The 19,987-nt window shown below is 71.3% G+C and carries 19 protein-coding genes; 14 read left to right on the top strand and 5 right to left on the bottom strand.

Going from position 1 to position 19,987, the window contains the following annotated elements; translation table 11 throughout:
• Positions 1 to 954, bottom strand: a complete 954-nt coding sequence (locus EXE44_RS02810; RefSeq protein ID WP_137715879.1) for a halo transducer protein — start codon at positions 952 to 954, stop codon at positions 1 to 3.
• 208 nt (positions 955 to 1,162) lie between these two features.
• Between EXE44_RS02810 and EXE44_RS02805 the strand changes: the two genes are divergently transcribed.
• From EXE44_RS02805 to EXE44_RS02760, 10 genes are all read left to right on the top strand, one after another.
• Positions 1,163 to 2,410: a PstS family phosphate ABC transporter substrate-binding protein gene (locus EXE44_RS02805; protein WP_137715878.1), complete on the top strand. Its 1,248-nt coding sequence runs from the start codon at positions 1,163 to 1,165 to the stop codon at positions 2,408 to 2,410.
• A gap of 141 nt (positions 2,411 to 2,551) precedes the next feature.
• Positions 2,552 to 3,682, top strand: coding sequence for a phosphate ABC transporter permease subunit PstC (gene pstC, locus EXE44_RS02800; protein WP_137715877.1), 1,131 nt, complete (start codon positions 2,552 to 2,554; stop codon positions 3,680 to 3,682).
• On the top strand, positions 3,682 to 5,310 hold the full coding sequence (pstA, locus tag EXE44_RS02795; RefSeq protein WP_137715876.1) for a phosphate ABC transporter permease PstA: 1,629 nt from the start codon (positions 3,682 to 3,684) through the stop codon (positions 5,308 to 5,310). Before pstC ends, pstA begins: the two co-directional genes overlap by 1 nt.
• 6 nt (positions 5,311 to 5,316) lie before the next feature.
• A complete protein-coding gene (pstB, locus tag EXE44_RS02790) occupies positions 5,317 to 6,240 on the top strand; it encodes a phosphate ABC transporter ATP-binding protein PstB (protein WP_121562544.1) in 924 nt (307 codons plus the stop codon).
• 4 nt (positions 6,241 to 6,244) lie between these two features.
• Positions 6,245 to 6,916 carry a phosphate signaling complex protein PhoU gene (gene phoU, locus EXE44_RS02785; RefSeq protein ID WP_137715875.1) on the top strand — a complete coding sequence of 224 codons (672 nt, stop codon included), beginning with the start codon at positions 6,245 to 6,247 and terminating at the stop codon, positions 6,914 to 6,916.
• A 2-nt stretch (positions 6,917 to 6,918) separates the two neighbouring features.
• Positions 6,919 to 7,929 (top strand): AbrB/MazE/SpoVT family DNA-binding domain-containing protein, encoded by a 1,011-nt coding sequence (locus tag EXE44_RS02780; protein ID WP_137715874.1) that lies wholly within the window; start codon positions 6,919 to 6,921, stop codon positions 7,927 to 7,929.
• Positions 7,930 to 7,999: 70 nt separating this feature from the next.
• Entirely contained in the window at positions 8,000 to 9,016 is a 1,017-nt protein-coding gene (mvk, locus tag EXE44_RS02775) for a mevalonate kinase (RefSeq protein ID WP_137715873.1), read from the top strand.
• Positions 9,013 to 9,846, top strand: coding sequence for an isopentenyl phosphate kinase (locus EXE44_RS02770; RefSeq protein ID WP_274595365.1), 834 nt, complete (start codon positions 9,013 to 9,015; stop codon positions 9,844 to 9,846). The genes mvk and EXE44_RS02770 overlap by 4 nt, the downstream gene beginning before the upstream one ends.
• A 45-nt stretch (positions 9,847 to 9,891) precedes the next feature.
• Positions 9,892 to 10,929 carry an Mrp/NBP35 family ATP-binding protein gene (locus EXE44_RS02765; RefSeq protein ID WP_137715872.1) on the top strand — a complete coding sequence of 346 codons (1,038 nt, stop codon included), beginning with the start codon at positions 9,892 to 9,894 and terminating at the stop codon, positions 10,927 to 10,929.
• Entirely contained in the window at positions 10,926 to 11,261 is a 336-nt protein-coding gene (locus tag EXE44_RS02760) for a hypothetical protein (protein ID WP_137715871.1), read from the top strand. The genes EXE44_RS02765 and EXE44_RS02760 overlap by 4 nt, the downstream gene beginning before the upstream one ends.
• A 43-nt stretch (positions 11,262 to 11,304) precedes the next feature.
• Here EXE44_RS02760 and EXE44_RS02755 read toward each other — a convergent pair whose 3' ends face one another.
• Positions 11,305 to 13,164, bottom strand: coding sequence for an aldehyde ferredoxin oxidoreductase family protein (locus EXE44_RS02755; RefSeq protein WP_137715870.1), 1,860 nt, complete (start codon positions 13,162 to 13,164; stop codon positions 11,305 to 11,307).
• Positions 13,165 to 13,284: 120 nt separating this feature from the next.
• Here EXE44_RS02755 and yqeC point away from each other — a divergent pair, with 120 nt between their 5' ends.
• Positions 13,285 to 14,016 carry a selenium cofactor biosynthesis protein YqeC gene (gene yqeC, locus EXE44_RS02750; RefSeq protein ID WP_137715869.1) on the top strand — a complete coding sequence of 244 codons (732 nt, stop codon included), beginning with the start codon at positions 13,285 to 13,287 and terminating at the stop codon, positions 14,014 to 14,016.
• Between the two features lie 2 nt (positions 14,017 to 14,018).
• Here the strand turns inward: yqeC and EXE44_RS02745 are convergent, their stop codons facing one another.
• A complete protein-coding gene (locus tag EXE44_RS02745) occupies positions 14,019 to 14,669 on the bottom strand; it encodes a hypothetical protein (protein WP_137716098.1) in 651 nt (216 codons plus the stop codon).
• Between the two features lie 88 nt (positions 14,670 to 14,757).
• On the opposite strand from EXE44_RS02745, the gene EXE44_RS02740 reads away from it, so the two are divergent.
• Positions 14,758 to 15,912 (top strand): GTP-binding protein, encoded by a 1,155-nt coding sequence (locus tag EXE44_RS02740; RefSeq protein WP_137715868.1) that lies wholly within the window; start codon positions 14,758 to 14,760, stop codon positions 15,910 to 15,912.
• Here the strand turns inward: EXE44_RS02740 and EXE44_RS20650 are convergent.
• Entirely contained in the window at positions 15,909 to 16,061 is a 153-nt protein-coding gene (locus EXE44_RS20650; RefSeq protein ID WP_166377178.1) for a hypothetical protein, read from the bottom strand. The two genes, EXE44_RS02740 and EXE44_RS20650, sit on opposite strands and share 4 nt — an antisense overlap.
• Positions 16,062 to 16,220: 159 nt before the next feature.
• On the opposite strand from EXE44_RS20650, the gene EXE44_RS20645 reads away from it, so the two are divergent.
• Positions 16,221 to 16,388, top strand: a complete 168-nt coding sequence (locus tag EXE44_RS20645; RefSeq protein WP_173230192.1) for a hypothetical protein — start codon at positions 16,221 to 16,223, stop codon at positions 16,386 to 16,388.
• A gap of 48 nt (positions 16,389 to 16,436) precedes the next feature.
• Here EXE44_RS20645 and EXE44_RS02730 read toward each other — a convergent pair whose 3' ends face one another.
• Complete coding sequence (locus EXE44_RS02730) at positions 16,437 to 17,606, bottom strand: glutathione-independent formaldehyde dehydrogenase (RefSeq protein ID WP_137715866.1); 1,170 nt, start codon at positions 17,604 to 17,606, stop codon at positions 16,437 to 16,439.
• A 227-nt stretch (positions 17,607 to 17,833) separates the two neighbouring features.
• Between EXE44_RS02730 and fdhF the strand changes: the two genes are divergently transcribed.
• The gene (fdhF, locus tag EXE44_RS02725) at positions 17,834 to 19,975 is read left to right on the top strand and encodes a formate dehydrogenase subunit alpha (protein WP_137715865.1); all 2,142 of its coding nucleotides are present in this window, start codon (positions 17,834 to 17,836) and stop codon (positions 19,973 to 19,975) included.
• Positions 19,976 to 19,987: the final 12 nt, after the last annotated feature.

The raw sequence follows: 19,987 nt of genomic DNA, 5'->3' as shown, positions 1-19,987 counted from the left end.
CTACTGGCGAGCCCGATCGGCGGGCGCTCCGCCGTCGCCTGACAGCGCGGACCGAGCCTCCGCGACCGTCTCGTCCACCCGCGCCCACGCGACGGGCGGCTCGACCGCCGCGAGCTCCGTGTCGAGCGCGTCGAGCCGCTCGCCGAACCGGTCGTCCCAGTCCGTGCCGTCGGAGAGCGCCGCGCCGTGTGCGGCCACCTCGGCATCAAGCTCGTCGAGTCGCGCGTCGACGCCGTCGGGGAAGTCGACGCCGTCGCGCTCGGCCCACGCGCGGAGATCCTCCGCCTCGGCGCGGAGGTCGGCGACGACGAGGTCGAGGACGCGCGCCTGAACGCTCGCGTCGAACCGTCGCTCCGGGTCGGGCGCCTCGGCGGCCCGGAGCCGGTCGACGGTCTCCGCGAGGGACTCGGCGGACTCCTCGGCGGCCTCGACCTCGTCGACGAGGCCGTCGTGGCGGCGGTTCGCGGAAGAGAGCCACGCCTCGAACGCCTCGAGTTCGGTTTCGAGGTCGTGGGCGACCCGGACCACGTCCTGTGCGCCGGTCGTCACCTCGTGGAGGTCGACCGCGGCGCGGTACACGTCCATCGGCGACTCGGGGTCCGCCCTGGCCGCCGCGAGGTCGTCGCCGAGCGCCTCGACCTCCGCCCGGAGGTCGTCGAGCCGCGCCCCGAACGCCCGCCTGCGGACCTCGACGACGTCGAGGTCGGGCGCGTCGGTGGCGGCCGCGGTCGCGTCCTCGTGAGCGCGCGTCGCGAGGTCGACGCGGGTCTCGGCGGTGGCGAGGATCTGCGACACGTCGGTGACGGTCGACTCGAACGCCGCGGCCGTCACGGTCCCGTCGTCGGTGACGGGGTCGAGCGACCGACGGACCGAGTCCCGGTCCTCGCCGGTCCGCTCGGTAACGACTTCGACAAGTCTGTCTACTGAAACTTCGCTCGCCGCGGGGTCGATCATGTGCGTCCGTACTCGACACGCCGGTGTTATACCTTCCGTCAGAACTGAAAATAACCCGATAGAGGCCGTCAGAGCGGTATGTTCTTCTATATAGTCTATGTACGCTGCTATGATCGATACTGGTACTATTGCGTGCTCCCACCGGATACGAGTGCGGACATATCAGAAATATAAACCAGTTTAATACACTACTGCCTGTCTCCACTCGATGTCAGACCGGAACTGGGTTGACGGAGGCGTGTCGCGGCGGAAAGTTCTCATCACGTCCGGGGCGCTCGGGTCCGCCGGATTGGCGGGCTGCGGGGGCAGCAGCGACGGCGGTTCGGGCGGTTCGGGCGGTTCGGGCGGTTCCGGCGGCGACGGAAGCGACGGAAGCGACGGAAGCGACGGCGGCTCCGGCGGCGACGACGCCTCCGGTCCCAACACGGCGCTGCTCAACGCCGAGGGGTCCTCGACGGTGTACCCCATCTCGAACACGGGGAGCTCCTACTGGAACTCCAACGCGCCGCCGAGCGACGGCGAGTACTGGGGGTCGAACGACGAGGGGTCGGTCCCGGGCTGGAACCAGCTCTCGGCCGACGGCGCGGACGACATGCTCATCGCCGACTACTTCGCGTCGAAGTTCGGCTTCGAGCCGAGCGAGCAGCGCTCCTCGCCGCCGTTCCCGACGACCGTCGGCCTGAGCCACTCGGGCACCGGCTGCGAGGCCGTCACCGAGGGGCTCGTCGACATCGGCAACTCCTCGGGTCCGATCACGGCCGAGCTCGACTGGAGCGAGGAGAAGGCCCAGAGCACGGTCGTCGACAACGTCGTCGGGCGCGACGGCCAGCCGGTCGTTATCAGCTCCGACGTCGCCGACGCCGGCGTCAGTCAGCTGACGGGCGAGGAGATCCGCGCGATCTACCAGGACGAGATCACCAACTGGAGCGAGATCGACGGCGTCGACTACGACCAGGAGATCTACGTCATCGGCCGCGCCGAGGGCTCCGGGACGGACACCTCGTTCCGCCTGAACATGCTCGGTGAGGCCGACGCCTCGATGTCCGGCGTCGACACGCGCTTCGGGCAGAACCAGCAGGTCGCGCAGGCCGTCGCCCAGAACGAGGGCGCCATCGCGTACATGGCGCTCGCGTTCACGGGGCCGGAAGTGACGCCCATCGCGATCGAGTTCGACGGCACGCTGTACGAGACCAGCCGGGACGCGGAGAACACCATCTTCGACAGCGAGTACCCGCTGAACCGCGACCTCCACATGTACACGCTCATCGAGGAGGACAACCCCGACGGCGGCGGGTACGACCCGCGCGAGGCGGCGTTCGTCAACATGTTCCTCAACGAGTTCGGCCAGAGCGTCTTCGTCGAGGGTAACAACTACATCCCGCTCCCGACCAGCGACCTCGAAGCGATGAAAGAGAAGGTCTCGGCGGTCGCCACCGAGGACCTCATCTCGCCGTAACGGACCGGAGTCCGGTCCTCGATCGCGCCACGGGTCGCCGGTTCACCGGCTGACCCCGCCGTTACACCCCGAAACACACGTTCACAATGAACTCCACTTCTGCGAGAGACGCCACGCACAGATGACACCGCTAACAGACCCATGTCGTCGGTAGGCCGACTCCGCGGGCGCGCGAGTCGGGCGCTCGGCGAGCAGCTGCGACGGCTCAGCGAGTTCGTCGACGACACCGAACCCCCGGCGCTGGCGATCGTCGCGACGATGACGCTGTCGCTTTTCGCCACGCTCGTCGGGTTCCTCGCCGTCTCTGACCTGACGATCGTGCCCTTCGTCGTCTTCCTCGGCGCCGCGGGGATCGGCTGGTTCCGGTATCAGGAGGAGACGGCGTACACCGTCGCGCTGATGATGACGGCCTCGACGATCCTCATCCTCGGCCTGATCATCGTGTTCATCTTCCGGGAGTCGATCCCGGTGATCCGGTACGAGAGCGCGACGGTGTTCGGCGTCACCGTCCCCGGGCTTCGGATGTTCATCCAGCCGAACTGGGACGCCGTCTCGCCGCCGATCCGGTACTCGATGGTCCCGATGATCCACGGGACGGTGATGGTGACGCTCATCGCGTCGGCCGTCGCCGCGCCGCTCGGGGTCTCGGCGGCGCTGTTCCTCTCCGAGATCGCCCCGCCGACCGTCCGCGAGGTCGTCAAGCCCGGCGTCGAGATCCTCGCCGGGGTCCCCTCGATCGTCTACGGGTTCATCGGGTTCACCGTGCTCGGCCCGTGGGCCTCGGACCAGTTCCAGACCACCGGGCAGGGGTCGTACCTGTTCGTCGGGATCGTCGTCGGCCTGATGGCGCTGCCGACGGTCGTCTCCGTGGCGGAGGACGCGCTGAGCAGCGTCCCCGAGTCGATGAAGAGCGGCTCGCTGGCGATGGGCACGACCGACTGGCAGACGATGACCTCGATCACGCTCCCGGCGGCGTTCTCCGGCGTGTCGGCCGCGGTCCTGCTCGGCGTCGGCCGCGCAATCGGCGAGACGATGGCCGCCACGGTGATGCTCCGCGGCGTGCCGCGACTCACGGACCCGCTCGTCAACGTCTTCTACGGCCAGGAGACGCTGACCTCGATCATCGCGCGGAACTACGGCGAGGCGGACGGGCTCCAGATGGACGCCCTGTTCGTCGCCGGCGTCATCCTGTTCGTCACCGTCCTCGTCATCTCGATCGGCGCGCAGTACATCGAGTGGCGGATGCACAAGCGGCTCGGGGGTGAGGTCTGATGGCCGGTGCCAACGAGACCGACGCGAAGCTCGTCGAGTCCGAGACCACCGAAACGGACGCGGTCGCCGGGGTGGCGGTCGGCCTCTCGGCGGTCCTGTTCGCCCTCGCGGTCGCGGCGCTGTTCGAGCGCGTCAGCCTCACCGGCTCGCTGTTCGGCGTCCGGACCGTGACGCTGCTCGGCGGCCTCCTGACCGCCCTCGGCGTCGCGGTGGTCGCCTTCGGCGCCGGGTCGCGGCTCGGCTACGTCGAGACCGACCCGGACCCGAGCGCCGGGCTCGTCGCCGGCTTCGGCGCCGCCGTCCCGTGGGTCGCCGTCGGCGGGGGCGTCGCGAGTCAGACGCTCGGCCTCGGCACCGCCGGCGGCGCCGTCGCCGGGATCGCCGCCGGCGGCGTCGCGTTCGCGCTCACCGTCCTCCCGCGGGAGGACCTCGGGTCGACGCTCCCGCTCGGGAGCCTCCTCGCGCTGACCGGGCTCGTGTTCCTGACCGGCGTCATCGGTCCGGAGTGGGTGTGGGAGCTCGCGTGGGAACAGCGCGCCGCGATCACCGCCGAGTTCCTCATCCCCGCCTCGACGCTGTTCGCCGCCCTGTACGGCGGGTGGGCGTCGGCGAAGGCGTACGGCGGCTTCGGCGCTCGCGGGCGACACATGGGCGCGTACGTGCTCGTCTACCTGAACGCGCTCTCCATCGTCGCCTTCCTCTTCATCCTCGTCGCCTTCGTGGTCGTTCAGGGGCTCCCCGGCCTGCTGAACGGCGCCGAGTTCGGCTTCGGGACCGGACCGGAGACGACGATCCTCGGGGCGTCGGTCACCCTCCCGGCGTCGGTCCCGTTCGTGATGAACGGCGTCGCGCTGTTCAACGACTTCCAGGGCGTGTTGCCGGCCATCGTCGGCACGCTGTGGCTCGTCGCCGGGGCCGTCGTGCTCGCCGTCCCGCTCGGCGTCGGCGCGGCCGTCTTCCTCACCGAGTACGCCGACCGCGGCCGGTTCACGCAGGTCGTCGAGATCGCCACCAACGGGCTGTGGAGCACCCCGAGCATCGTCTTCGGCCTGTTCGGGTTCGCGTTCCTCGTCCCGCGGTTCGGCAACGGGAAGTCGCTGCTCTCGGGGATGATCACGCTCGGGTTCATGCTGCTCCCGCTCGTCGTCATCACCTCCCGCGAGGCGATGCTCTCGGTCCCCGACGAGTACCGCGACGCGAGCGCCGCCCTCGGCGTGTCGAAGTGGCAGACGATCCGCAGCGTCGTCCTCCCGGCGGCGCTCCCGGGCGTCGTCACCGGCGTCATCCTCGGCGTCGGTCGCATCGCCGGCGAGACGGCGCCGATCCTGTTGACGATGGCCGGCGGGACGTTCCTCCCGGGCTCGCAGACCGCCGACGTCCTCGGTAGCTTCCAGTTCACGACGGCGCCGCCGTTCGTGGCGAACCCGGCGCTGATGGAGGCCACGTCTGCGCTCCCGTACCAGCTGTACGCCCTCATCGCGGCCGGCGTCGGCGCGAGCAGCAACGTCGGCAACGCGGACGAGTTCCGGTGGGCGACGGCGCTGGTCCTGCTCGTCGTCGTCCTCTCCTTCTACGCGATCGGCATCGCGACGCGCTACTACTTCCGGCGGCGGCTCAAGCACACCTGATCACCGATGAGCGAGAACACGACACCACAGACCCAGACCACGACCGCGGCGGCGGAGAGCGACCAACCACTCACGACGACCGCCGGCGAGACCGCCGAGCAGACGCGGTCGGAGTGGACCGACTACGAGTTCCCGGGCGACGCGAAGATGGCCGTCGAGGACCTCCACGTCCACTACGGCGACGACCACGCGCTGAAGGGCGTCTCGATGGAGATCCCCGAGAAGAGCGTCACCGCGCTGATCGGCCCCTCCGGCTGCGGGAAGTCGACGTTCCTCCGGTGTCTCAACCGGATGAACGACCGCGTCAGCTCCGCCCGGATCGACGGGTCGGTGAAGCTGGACGGACAGGAGATATACCAGGACGGCGTCAACCTCGTCGAGCTCCGGAAGCGGGTCGGGATGGTGTTCCAGTCCCCGAACCCGTTCCCGAAGTCGATCCGCGAGAACATCGCCTACGGGCCGAAGAAGCACGGCGACCTCGACACGGGCCTCCTCGCGCGGCTGCTGAACCGGAGCGACGCCGAGGAGCGCGACGAGCTGGTCGAGCGCTGTCTCCGCGACGCGGCGCTGTGGGACGAGGTGAGCGACCGGCTCGACGACAACGCGCTCGGCCTCTCCGGGGGCCAGCAACAGCGGCTCTGTATCGGCCGGTGCCTCTCCGTCGACCCCGAGGTCATCCTGATGGACGAGCCGGCCTCCGCGCTTGACCCGATCGCCACCGCGAAGATCGAGGACCTGATCGACGACCTCGCGGAGGAGTACACCGTCGTCATCGTCACGCACAACATGCAACAGGCCGCGCGCATCTCCGACCAGACGGCGGTGTTCCTCACGGGCGGCGAGCTGGTCGAGTACGGCGACACCGACCAGGTGTTCGAGGACCCCCACAGCGAGCGCGTGGAGGACTACATCACCGGCAAGTTCGGGTGATTCCGTGCCCCGAGAACGGTACCAGGACTCGCTCGACGGGCTCCGATCGGAGGTGCTCGCGATGGGCGAACTCGTGACGGAGCGGCTCGGAGACAGCCTGGAGGCCGTCGAGAACCGGGACGAGTCGCTGGCGCGGGCCGTCGCCGCCGGCGACGACGAGGTCAACGAGACGTACCTCGCCCTGGAGGACCGCTGCGTCGACCTCTTCGCCCTCCAGCAGCCGGTCGCCGGCGACCTCCGGTTCGTCACGGCCTCGTTCAAGATCATCACCGACTTAGAGCGGATCGGCGACCTCGCGGTGAACCTCGCGAACTACTCGCTGGCGGCGCGGGAGACGGTCGCCCCCGAGGTGGCGGTCGACGCGATCGGCGCGGCGGCGCTCGATCTCCTCGAACGGAGCCTCGCGGCCTACGAGACCGGCGACGCCGCGGCGTGTCGGGCCGTGGCCGCCGGCGACGACGAGGTGGACGCGCTCTGCCAGCGCGCGAGCGAGAGCGTCACCCGCGAGCTGATCGCCGAGACCGACGACGACGGGTGGGCGGCCGAGCGCCTGTTGGACGACGTGTCTCGGGTGCTGTTGACCGTGCGAGACCTGGAGCGGGTCGGCGACCACGCGGTGAACATCGCGGCGCGAACCCTGTACATGGTCGAGAGCGACCCGGAGCTACTCTACTGAGCATGGAAACCCGCAAGATCCAGACCGTCGGAAACGGAACGTACACCGTCTCGCTGCCGAAGGAGTGGGCCGAGTCGCAGGGCGTCACCGCCGGCGACACCGTGAGCCTCCACGACCACATCGACGGCGTGCTGGCGGTCCAGGCGCCGGAGGGCCGCGACGCCGACGCGCCGGCCGCCGGCCGGATCGAGTCGACCGAGCCCGAGGTGATCGCGCGGGCGCTGCGAGCGGCCTACGCCGCCGGCCTCCGGGAGGTCACGGTCGAGCGCGACGGGGCGCTCACCCCGGCGCAGCGGCGGGCCGTCGAGCGGACGGCTCGGGGTCGGATCGGGATGTCCGTGGCCGCGGAGTCCGAGACGGAGACGACGGTGCGGATCATGCTGGACTCGGAGGAGGTCTCCGTGAGCCAGTCGCTCCGCCAGCTGTCGTTCACCGCGCGCTCGATCCACGCGGACGCCGTCGAGGCGCTCGCGGCGGCGCCCGACGAGTCGCCGGTCGGCTCCCGAGACGACCAGGTCGAGCGCCTCGCGGCGATGGTCGAGCGGTCCGTGTCGCGGGGGGCGGCGGACCTGAGCGAGGTCGACGCGCTCGGCGCGACCCGGCCGGAGCTGTTCGAGTCGTGGACCGCGATGCGCGAGCTCCGCCGGTTCGGGGACGCCGCGTCGGAGATCGGCGCCGCCGCCGCCGCGCTCGACGAGCCGCCGGACGGGCCGCCGCTGGAGGCGTTCCGCGAGATCGGCCGAACGGTCCGCGAGGTCGTCGTCGACGGGGTGGGCGTGGCCCTCGGCGACGAGCCCGTCGCCGCCGCCCGGGACGCGGTCGTCGCCGCCCGCGAGGCGCGCGAGCGGATCGACTCCTTCGACCGGCGGGTGGACGAGGCGGGCTCGGGCGCCGCGGAGCTGCGCTGGGCCTCGCGCGCGCTCCGGCGGACCGCGGAGCGCGCCGGCGACGTCGCCGAAGTCGGGCTCCGGCGGGCGGTCCGGTGCGGCGAGCCGGTGCGCGACGCGGAGTAGCGGCGCGACCGCGGAACGCGCCGCTCCGGCAAGCGCAACGACTGTAAGCCCGCGGAGCGACCGTCGTCGTATGACCGTTTGCGAGGCGCCGGGGAAGGTGTACCTCTTCGGCGAACACGCCGTCGTCTACGGCGAGCCGGCCGTGCCGGCGGCCATCGAGCGACGCGCCGCGGTGACCGCCGAGCCGCGCGAGGACGACCACGTGCGCGTCGAGGCGGAGGACCTCTCCTTGGACGGGTTCACCGTGGAGTACTCCGGGGAGACGAGCGACCGCCCGGACGTGGACGTGCCGACGCCGCTCGTCGAGGCCGCGATGGGGTACGTCGACGCCGCCGTCGAGCAGGCGCGGGACGCGGCCGACGCCCCCGACGCCGGCTTCGACATCACCGTGGAGAGCGACATCCCGCTTGGCGCGGGGCTGGGGTCGTCCGCGGCGGTGGTCGTGGCCGGCATCGACGCCGCGACGCGCGCGCTCGGCGAGCCGCTCGACCGCCGCGAGCTCGCCGAGCGGGCGTATCAGGCCGAGTTCGAGGTCCAGGACGGGCAGGCCTCCAGGGCGGACACCTTCTGTTCGACGATGGGCGGCGCGGTCCGTGTCGAGGGCGACGACTGCGAGCCGATCGACGCCCCGAACCTCCCGTTCGTCGTCGGCTTCGACGGCGGCGCGGGCGACACGGGCGAGCTGGTCGCCGGGGTCCGCGCGCTCCGCGCGGAACACGAGTTCGCGGCGGACACCGTCGAGTCCGTCGGCGACCTCGTCCGGGAGGGCGAGCGGCTTCTCGCCGACGCCGACCCCGAGAGCGAGCCCGACCCGGAGCTGCTCGCGGCGCTGGGCGAGCTGATGGACTTCAACCACGGGCTGCTCGCGGCGCTGGGGGTCTCCGCCCGGTCGCTCGACGCGATGGTGTGGGCCGCGCGGGACGCGGGCGCGCACGGCGCGAAGCTCACCGGCGCGGGCGGCGGCGGCTGTATCGTCGCGCTCGACGAGAGCGACGCGACGGAGACCGCGCTCTCGTTCACCCAGGGCTGCGAGGAGGCGTTCCGCGCCGAGCTGGCGACCGAGGGCGTCCGGGTGGTGGAGCCGTGACGGGCCCCGGTGCGGCGAGGGGCGGCGCGGACGATGCGGACGGCGCAGACGACACCGCCGACTCCGAGGCCGGCGCGCCGCCGGTCGTCCTCAAGCTCGGCGGCAGCCTGATCACCGAGAAGGGCCGGCCCGAGACCCTCGACGGCGACGCGCTTGACGCCGCCTGCGACGCGGTCGCCGACGCGCTCGCGGCGGGCGACGTCGACCGGCTCGCGGTCGTCCACGGCGGCGGGAGCTTCGGGCACCACCACGCCAGCGAACACGGCGTGTCGACGACGGCCGGCACGCGCGACGCGGACGCGGTGGCGGCGGTCCACGGCGCGATGAAGCGGCTGAACGCGCACGTATTGGACCGACTCCGCGAGCGGGGCGTGCCCGCGGTGCCCGTCCACCCGCTGTCGCTCGCGGCGCGGTCCGACGGCGCGGACGGCAACCTCGACCTCCCGCTCGGGTCGACGGCGACGCTCCTCGGCGAGGGGTTCGTCCCGGTCCTCCACGGCGACGGCGTGGCGACGGCTGGCGACGGGGTGACGGTCGTCTCGGGCGACGAGCTGGTCGTCGAGCTCGCCGCGGGGCTCGGCGCGCGCCGCGTCGGCGTCTGCTCGACGGTCCCCGGCGTCCTCGACGCCGACGGCGACGTGATCTCCGCCATCGACTCGTTCGACGCGGTCGCGGACGCGCTGGGCGCGAGCGACGCGACCGACGTCTCCGGCGGCATGGCGGCGAAGGTGCGGGAACTGCTGGCGCTCGACGCGCCGGCGTACGTGTTCGGCGCCGCGGGGCTCGCCGCGTTCCTGCGCGGGGACGCCGCCGGCACTCGAATCGACTGACCGGGTGACAGAACCCTTATTCGGCCCACCGCCCTCCCTCCGGGCATGAACGAAGCGGACGTGCGAGAGCGACTCGCGGACGTGCAAGACCCCGACCTCGGGGACGACATCGTCTCGCTCGGGCTGGTCAACGACGTCGAGGTCGACGCGGACGCGGTCCGCGTGTCGCTCGCGCTGGGCGCCCCCTTCTCGCCGCACGAGTCCGCGATCGCCGACGACGTCCGATCGGCGCTGGCCGACACCGGACTCGACGTGTCGCTCTCGGCGTCGATCCCGGACGGGTTAGACGCCGACGAGCAGGTGCTCCCGGGCGTCAAGAACGTGATCGCGGTCGCCTCCGGGAAGGGCGGCGTCGGCAAGTCGACGATGGCCGTGAACATCGCCGCGGGGCTCTCGGAGCTCGGCGCGCGCGTCGGGCTCTTCGACGCCGACGTGTACGGTCCGAACGTCCCGCGGATGGTCTCGGCCGAGGAGCGCCCGCAGACCGACGGGGAGACGATCGTCCCCCCCGAGCGCTTCGGCGTGAAGCTGATGAGCATGGACTTCCTCACCGGCGAGGACGACCCCGTCATCTGGCGCGGGCCGATGGTCCACAAGATCATCACCCAGCTCGTCGAGGACGTGGAGTGGGGCGACCTCGACTACCTCGTGATGGACCTCCCGCCGGGCACCGGCGACACGCAGCTCACCATCCTCCAGACGCTGCCGCTGACGGGGGCGGTGATCGTCACGACGCCGCAGGACGTGGCGCTCGACGACGCGGTGAAGGGGCTCCGGATGTTCGGCAAACACGACACGAACGTCCTCGGCATCGCGGAGAACATGGCCGGCTTCCGCTGTCCCGACTGCGGCGGCTTCCACGAGATATTCGGCTCCGGCGGCGGGAAGGGGCTCGCGCAGGAACACGACCTCCCGTTCCTCGGCGGCATCCCGCTCGACCCCGACGTGCGCACCGGCGGCGACGACGGCGAGCCGGTCGTCTTGGAGGACGGCGAGACCGCGGACGCGTTCAAGGTGCTCGTCGAGAACGTCGCGAACAACGCCGGCGTCGTGCGCCGCCGCGGGGTGAGCGAGGGTCGATGACCGACGCGGACGACGACGACGGCGGAATGGCTTCGGACGGCGCCGCGAGCGGTGACGACCGCGAGGACCCCCTCGCGGCCGCCGGCGTCGACCCGGTCGTGCCGGAGGACGCGGGGGGCGGCGAGTTCGCCGCGGACGAGGAGGTCCGCGAGTTCCTCCGCGAGGTCGCCGAGGACGTGCGCGGGGACAGCTCCGAGAGCAAGCAGCTCTCGGCGATACTCTACCGCGTGTCGGACCTGTACGACGCCGGCGAGGAGACCTCTCCCGAGGAGATATACCTCAACGTCCGGCACATCATGCGGATCAAGTCGGAAGGCGGGCTGCGTCGCTGAGCCGCCCGCGGTCGCCGGTCGGTGACCCGTTCTCCTCCGCCCGCTAGTCGTCCGAACGGGCCGCCGCGGGGTCGATCGGCCGCTCGTCGAGCGGGGTCGCGTCGTCGGCGACCCCCGCGAGGCCGAGGCGGTCGAGCGTCTCTGGCGTCGGGAGGCCGCGCTCGCCCCACCCCCGCGCGGCGTAGTAGCGGTCCAGCAGGCGGTCGAAGGCGTCGGCGTCGACCCCGGGCGTCCCGTCCGCGGCGGGCGTGCGGAGCGGCTCGGGGAGCGCGTCGTCCGCGCGGTCGAACCCCTCGCGGGCGTTGAACAGCCGCGCGAGCGTCCAGATCCGCTCGCCGGTCCTCGCGAGCGCGTCGACCGGGTCGTCCGCGTCGTCGTCGTCGCGCCCGGCGGGGTCGACCGCGGGGTGGTCGACCGCCGCGAGCCACTCCGCACCGAGGTCGGCCCAGACCGCTTCCCCGACGAAGTCGTCGACGACGAGGCTCCACAGCACGGAGCGGGCGTTCTGCTCGCCCACCACGTCCCGCACCTGATCGGCGGGAGAGCGGTCCGGACGGGCGAGGGGCTCGGTGTCCTGCGGCCGCGCCCGGCGGTGGCACGCGCCGCGGTCGCTCGTCGCGTACGCGAGCGCGACCCCGACGGCGGCGCGGGGGTCGAACCCCGGCAGCGCCATCGACTTCACCGTGGGCACGAGGGCCGCGCCGCCGAACCGGTCGACGGCGGCGTCGATCCCGTCGGCGAGCGCGTCCGGCAGGTCCGGGTCGACGGCGAGTCCCGACGACGGCTCGCGGGCCGCGATCGACTCCAGCAGCCGCTCCGCGCCGTCGGCGTCGCCGAACGAGACGGGACAGTCGACGACCCCCGCCTCGCCCGCGCGGACCGCCCACGCGACCGCGTTGCCAGCGCCGATCACGTCGAGACCGAGCCGGTCGCAGAGCCCGCAGAGCTCCACGACGCGGTCGAAGTCGTCGATCCCGAGCCCCGCGCCGAGCGTGATCGGCGCCGCGCCGCGCGGGACCACCTCGCCGTCCGGGGTGTCGATCCGGAAGCCGCCTGAGACGGACTGATCCTCGCCCTCGCGTCCCGTCGCGCGCTCCAGCGCGGCCTCGACGCCGATGTCGTCGGCGCCGTCGAAGCCGGTCGCCGTCCACCCCTCCGCCGCGAGGATCCCGACCTCGTTCGCGTAGTCGACCGTCTCGACCGTCTCGCCCGCGGCCTGCCACTCGCCGATCGGGTCGCGGCCGTACGCCGCGGCGTCGCGGTCGCGGAGCGCCGCGAGGTCGTCCGGGACCGCCGGTGGCGGGTCGCGCGCGACGACCGCCTTCAACCGCTTCGAGCCCATCACCGCGCCGGCGCCGCCGCGGCCGGCGTGGTGGTCGCCGCCGTCGCTCGCGACCGTCGCGTAGGCCGTCTCGCGCTCGCCCGCCGGGCCGACGCAGGCGACGCCGGCGTCCGGGAACCGCGCGGCCGTCTCGGCGGCGTCGTCGCCCCACGCGTCGCTCGGCTCGATCCGTGCGCGCCCGCCCTCGACCTCGATTCGCACCGGGCGGTCCGCGGCGCCCGTCACGAGCAGGCCGAGGCAGTCGCCGAGCGAGCCCGCGAGGCGGTCGGCGAAGTCGCCGCCGGCGTACGAGTCGAGGAAGCCGCCGGTGAGCGGCGACTTCGTCACGGCGGCGTAGCGCGTCTCGCCCGGGAGGTAGCCCGCGAGCGGCCCGACGAAGAGCGCGAGGACGTTCCCCGGGCCGGTCGGGTCGGTCCCCGGCGACAGCTCCTCGTAGAGGTAGCGCGCGCCAAGCCCCTTCCCGCCGACGTAGTCGCGCCGCCACCCCTCTGGGACGCGCTCGCGGGCGGTCTCGCCCGCAGAGAGGTCGACCCGGAGGACGCGGATGCGGCTCCGACTCATTCAGGCGCTCTGCGCGGCGGAGACGTATCAATCTGTTCGCCGCGCGGATGGAGGCCCGCCCGACCGCCTCCCGCTCGACCCACCGTTAGAGTGACCCCGGCGGCGGGCGAACGGCCGGGCATGGACCTGACGACCGCGCTCGACGCCCGCGACGCGACCGTCTGCGTCGTCGGCGCGGGCGGCAAGAAGTCGACGCTGTTCGCGCTCGCAGACCGGCTCGACCGGGCGGTCGTGACCGCGAGCGTCCGGATACCGATCTTCGACGACCGCGTCGCCGCGGTGCGGGTGACCGAGAACCCCGTGGCCGCGCTCGACGAGGCCGGAGGGGGCGACTGGCCGCTGGGGCTGGTCCCCGAGCGCGACCGGTCGGACCGATACCTCGGGTACGACACCGCGACCGTCGCGGAGGTCGCCGACGCCGCGCCCGGCGCGACGCTCGTGAAGGCCGACGGGGCGCGCCTCCGCGAGTTCAAGGCCCCCGGCGAGCGCGAGCCGCAGATCCCGTCGAACGCGGACGTCGTCGTCCCGATCGCGAGCGCACACGTCGTCGGCGAGCCGCTCACCGACGACCTCGTCCACCGGCCGGAGGAGGTCGCCGCGATCACCGATCGCGAGGTGGGATCGGAGATCCGCCCCGCCGACGTGGCGACCGTCCTCGCGAGCCCGGCTGGCGGGCTGAAGGGCGTGCCCAGCGGCGCGACCGCGATTCCGATCGTGAACAAGGTCGACGACGACGCGGACGCCGCCGCGGCGCGGGCGGTCGCCGGAGAGATCCTCCACCGCGCCGACGTGCCGCGCGTCCTCCTCACGCGCCTGATCGCGGGCGACCCGGTCGTCGAGGTCGTCGAGTAGCGCTACGAACTCCCTCCGGAAACGTCCTCGAACGACCGCCACAGCGCCCGGTACAGCGTCCACGCGTCGACGCCGGTCCGGTCCATCACGGCTCGGCAGGCGTCGTCGAACCACCGGTAGTCGGCCGCCGACGGCGGGTCCGGATAGTCGCCGTCGAGCTCGCCGGCCGCGGCCAGCACCGCCCAGGTCCGGCGGTCGATCGCGACGAACCGCGAGGGGGCGAGGAACTGACAGAAGGCGGACGCGACCGCGACGTCGACCCCGTCGAGCGCGGTGAGCGCCGAGAAGGCGGCGTCGATGTCGCGTTCCTCGTCGGCCGGGGCGTCCCTGTCGGGGTCCTCGTCGACCGGGGCGTCCCCATCGGGGTCCCCGGCGCCGAGCGCGTCGACGGCGGCGTCGAGCGCGTCGATCACGTCGCCGAAGTCGTTGTCGCGGAAGGCGTCCTCGCGCTCCCGCCGCTCCCGGTCCGGGTACTCGCCGAGGTACCGCCGGAAGTACCACCGGACGATCCACTGCGCGTCGCGGCGCCCGTACTCGTCGCTCGCGAACGTCTTCGGGACCGTCTCGACGTGCTGGCGTTCCACGTCGTACAGCGGCTCCGTCTCCGCGTACGCCCGTGCGCGGTCCCGCACGGTCGACTCGCTCAGGTCCATCGCCTCGCGGTACGGCGGTGGGACGGATGAACGTTCCCCGACCCACCCGATCGATCGTTTCATACAGCCGTGGTCACTGGTAGCACACATGACAGACGCGCGCATCCCGGTCACCGTCCTCAGCGGTTACCTCGGCGCCGGGAAGACAACGCTCGTGAACCACCTCCTCTCGAACCCGGGGGACCGGCGGATCGCCGTCATCTTGAACGACATGGGCGAGGTGAACGTCGACGCCGAGAAGATCGCCCGCGAGAACGACGAAGAGGGGGTCGTCGACCTCTCGAACGGCTGTATCTGCTGTCGGCTTCAGGACGACCTGCTCTCGGAGGCCGCGGCCCTGGCCGATTCCCGGGAGTTCGACTACCTCCTCGTGGAGTCGTCGGGCATCTCGGAGCCGGTGCCGATCGCGCGGGCGTTCACGGAGGGCACGGCGGACAGCGAGGTCGACCCCCGGGAGCGGTTCCGGGTGGACACGATGGTGACCGTCCTCGACGCGTACGGCTTCTGGAAGGAGTTCGACGCGGGCGAGACGCTGCCGGGGGGCGCACAGCCGGAGACGGACCGCCCGCTCGCGGACGTGCTCGTCGAGGGGATCGAGTTCTGCGACGTCCTCCTCGTGAACAAGACCGACATGGTCCCCGACGACGTGCTCGACCGGATCGAGTCGGTCGCGGAGCGGCTGGGACCGAGGGCGAAGCGGATCCGGACCACCTACTCGGCGGTCGACCCGGACGAGGTGCTCGACACCGGCCGGTTCGACTTCGCGGCGGCGAAGGGGTCGGCGGGGTGGAAGCGCGCCATCGCCGACGAGGAGGCGGACGGTCACGACCACGACGGGGACGGAGGAGGAGCTCATGAGGGTGACGGAGGCGGCGGCCACGACCACGCGCATCCGGAGGGCGCCGCCGCGGCCCACGGAGTCGGGTCGTTCGTCTACCGGTCGAGTGACCCCCTCGACCCGGGCGGGCTCGCCGAGTGGCTGGACGACTGGGACGGGTCGATCGTCCGGGCGAAGGGCGTGGTCCGCGTCGCCGGCACCGACGAGGTGATCGGCGTGAGCCAGGCCGGCCCGTCGGTCCAAGCCGGACCGATCGGCGAGTGGGGCCCCGACGACGACCGCCGGACGCGGCTGGTGTTCATCGGCGAGGACCTCGACGAGGCGCGGATCCGCGAGGAGTTGGGCGGGCTGGCGGCGGACGAGGGCGGGCCGACGGCGGACCCCGGTGCGGTGTTCCCGATTTAGATTCCCAGTTCGCTCCGGAGGTCGTCCCACTCGTCGTGGAACCCGTGGGTCGACTCCGTCTCCGCGCCGACCGCCGACTGGTACGTCTCGTCGTACTTCAGGAGCTCCCCCCACCCGTCGTGGAAGGCCCAGTTACAGTACTGACACATGGCCGTCACCACGCCCCGGAGTGACATACCCGTTTCGCCCGGCGGGACCGGCCGCCGCCCGCAGCGGCGGGCCTCGCGCGGCGGCCGTCGACAGCCTGAACCGTGGTGAGTGCGTACACGACTCAGACGCGGGCGCGACCCGAGTCGACGGAGCATCAAATGCCGACCTACAGACGCGGCGGCCACGTCCGCGGCGACGACGACGGAGTGGAACGGGAGTGCGACCTCTGCGACTGGCACTGCGTGGCTGACTCGTACCCGGCGCTCGTCCGGGAGTACCAAGCGCACCTCCGGAGCGACCACCCGAAGGCGTGGCTCAGGGCGTGACGGCGGGCGCGGAAAAATAGCGGTTCTCGGGGCGCGACGCGGTCGGTCTCAGGGCTCTAACAGGACCTTCGTGACGCCCTCCTCGCGGGCGTCGAACGCCTCGTACATCTCCGGCGCGTCTTCGAGGTCGACCCGGTGGGAGACGACCCAGCTCGGGTCGGCGCGGCCCTCGATGATCATGTCGCGCAGGTACCGGTTGTACTCCTTCACGTTACACTGGCCGGTGCCGCACTTGAGCCCCTTCTCGAAGAACTTCCCGAAGTCGATGCCGAGCCGCCCCTGCGCGGCCATGTCGTCGGGCGCGCCGGGGTCCTCCGGGACGTACAGGCCGGGGATCCCCAGTTCGCCGGTCGGCCGGACCACCCGGATCAGGTTGTTGATCACGACCGCGGGATTCTCCTTGGCCGGCTGGTAGGAGTAGTCCTCGGTCTCAGTGTCGACGTCGTCGGGGTCCGTCGCCTGGTAGCCGACGGCGTCGACCCCCTTGTCGACCATGCCGCCGTGTTCCTCGATGATCTGGTCGACGGGGTCGCCCTCCGAGAAGTCTATGGCGTGGGCGTCGCAGTGCTCTTCCGCGAGCTCTAGTCGGCTCGGCACCTGGTCGACGACGTATATCTCGGCGGCGCCCTTGATCTTCGCGCTGTAGGCGGCCATCAGCCCGACCGGCCCGGCGCCGAAGATGGCGACGGACTCGCCGGGCTGGAGGTTCGCCAGTTCGGTGCCGTGCCAGCCCGTCGGGAAGATGTCTGCGAGCAGCGAGAACGCGTCCTCGTGTTCGCGTCCTTCGGGGAGCTTCAGGGCGTTGTGGTCGGCGTACGGGACGCGAAGCTTCTCGGCCTGTCCGCCCGGATAGGGGCCCATGGCGACGTAGCCGTACGCGCCGCCCGCGAAGCCGGGATTGACGTTGGTACAGAAGCCGGTGAACCCCTCCTCGCAGTTCTGACAGAAGCCGCAGGAGACGTTGAACGGCATGACGACGCGGTCGCCCTCCTCCAGCGTCGATACGGCGTCGCCCACCTCGCTGACGATCCCCATGTTCTCGTGACCGAAGACGATCCCCTCCTCGGCCGCGGTCCGCCCCTCGTACATGTGGAGGTCCGACCCGCAGATACAGGAGGTCGTGATGTCGACCACGACGTCGTTCGGGTGTTCGATCTCCGGTTCGTCCACGTCCTCGACGGCCACTTCGTACGGGCCTTGATAAACAACTGCTCTCATGTTGATCCCAATTGTAACGTGTTAACAATCCGTAGTAAATGTTTTTCCATTATAATTATGCTTAGCAATTTTGAAACGCCGGCTGTTAACGAGGGTCGTACGGCAGCGGACGGCGCGGCGACCGGACTCCGCGCGTTCGGCGACGCCGGGGCTCCAGACCACCGGTACACTCATGGACGCCGACGATAGATCGTGTGGTATGAACACACACGGGGGCGGTGAGAGCGATGTCCAGTGAGCCGGACGACGCGACGAAGACGATCTGTCCGTACTGCGGCGTGGGCTGCGGGATCCGCGTGCTCGAAGGCGACGAGCCCGGCGAGATGCGCTTCATGCCGTGGGGCGACGCGCCGGTGAACGAGGGGAGCGTCTGTATCAAGGGCGGCGCGGCGACGCAGGTCGTCGACCACGAGGACCGGCTGACGGAGCCGCTGATCAAGGAAAACGGCGAGTTCCGCGAGGCGACCTGGGAGGAGGCGCTCGGCCGCGTCGTCGACGAGATGAGGTCGATCCGCGAGGAGCACGGTCCGGACGGGATGGGATTCTTCGGCTCCTCGAAGACGTTCAACGAGGAGAACTACCTCATCCAGAAGCTGGCGCGCCGGTACGGAACGAACCAGGTGGACAACTGCACGCGGATGTGTCACGCCTCCACCGTCTGGGCGCTGCGCACCAGCCTCGGCATGGGCGCGATGACGAACAGCATGGCCGACTTAGAGGACTCGGCGGACGTGCTGTGGATCCAGGGCGCGAACCCCGGCGAGCAGCACCCGATCGCCAACAGCCAGTACTTCCGGCAGGCCGTCCTGGAGGGCGCGACCGTCATCCAGGTCGACCCGCACGCGAACAAGACCACCCGGTCGTTCGAGATCGACGACACCGACCGGCACATGCACCTCCAGCTGAAGCCCGGCACCGACATCCCGCTCCTGAACGTCGTCCTCAAGACGATCTTGGACCGTCACGAGGAAGAGCCCGACGCGGGCTGGATCGACGAGGAATTCGTCGAGGAGCGCACGAAGGGGTTCGACCACCTGAAGGAGACGCTCGCGGACTTCGACGTGGAGGCGGCCGCCGAGGAGTGCGGCGTCCCGCTGGAGGACATCGAACTCGCCGCCGAGAAGTACGCGATGGCCAACGACGCCGCCATCTTCACCGGGATGGGGATGAGCCAGCACACCTGCGGCGTCGACAACGTCCAGAACGAGATCAACCTCGCGCTGGTCACGGGGAACCTCGGCCGGCCCGGCACCGGCGTCAACCCCCTGCGCGGGCAGAACAACGTCCAGGGCACCTGCGACGTGGGCGCGATGCCGAACGTCCTGCCGGGGTACCAGCTCGTCGACGACGACGAGGCGCGCGAGAGCGTCGAGGAGGTGTGGGGCTTCGAGGTCCCGGAAGAGCCCGGACTGACGAACGTCGAGATATCCCACGCGATCGGCGACACCGTCCACGGGCTCTACGTCATGGGGGAGAACCCGATCATGAGCGAGCCCGACGGCAACGAGACGGAGCGCCGCTTCCGCGAGGATCTCGACTTCATGGTGGTCCAGGACATCTTCATGACCGAGACCGCCGAGCTCGCGGACGTGGTCCTCCCGGCGACGACGTGGGCCGAGCGCGACGGCACCGTCACCAACACCGATCGCCGCGTCCAGCGCATGCGCGGCGTCCACAAGGTCCACGAGAACACGCGCCACGACCTCGACATCCTCTGTGAGGTCGGCACGCGGCTGTTCGACGGCGACGAGTTCGATTTCGACGGCCCCGAAGAAGTGTTCGAGGAGCTGCGCGAGGTCTGCCCGATCATGCACGGGATGACCTACGACGCGCTCGGCGAGACCGGGATCCACTGGCCCTGCTACGAGGAGGGCGACGAGGGCGACTCGTTCCTCTACGAGGACTCCTTCGAGACCGACGACGGCCTCGGCCGCATCGAGGGCGTCGTCCACCAGGAGCCGAAGGAGACCCCCGACGAGGAGTACCCGCTCGTGTTGACCACGGCGCGGCTCGAAGAGCACTACAACACCGGGACGATGAGCCGCCGGTCGCCCACGCTCTCGAAGCAGCACCCGGAGAACTTCGTCGACGTCCACCCGAACGACGCCGAGCGGTACGGCATCGAGGACGGCGACCACGTGACGCTGAAGTCCCGGCGCGGCGAGATCACGGTCCGCGCCGACGTGACCGAGGACATCAAGGAGGGCGTCGTCTGGACCACGCCGCACTTCGCGGCCGCGTCCGCGAACCGACTCACCAACGACGTGCTCGACGAGCGCGCCAAGATTCCGGAGTACAAGGCCGCCTCGGCAGAGATCGAGGTCGGCATCGAGCCCGCGGGCGACGGCGCCGCGTCCGCCGACGACTGAGCGGGCTCGGAC

This window comes from Halorubrum sp. SS7 (assembly GCF_005435055.1).
GTDB lineage: Archaea > Halobacteriota > Halobacteria > Halobacteriales > Haloferacaceae > Halorubrum > Halorubrum salinarum.
The sequence above is the reverse complement of the archived record's forward strand: the minus strand, read 5'-3'. Positions and strand labels throughout refer to the sequence as shown.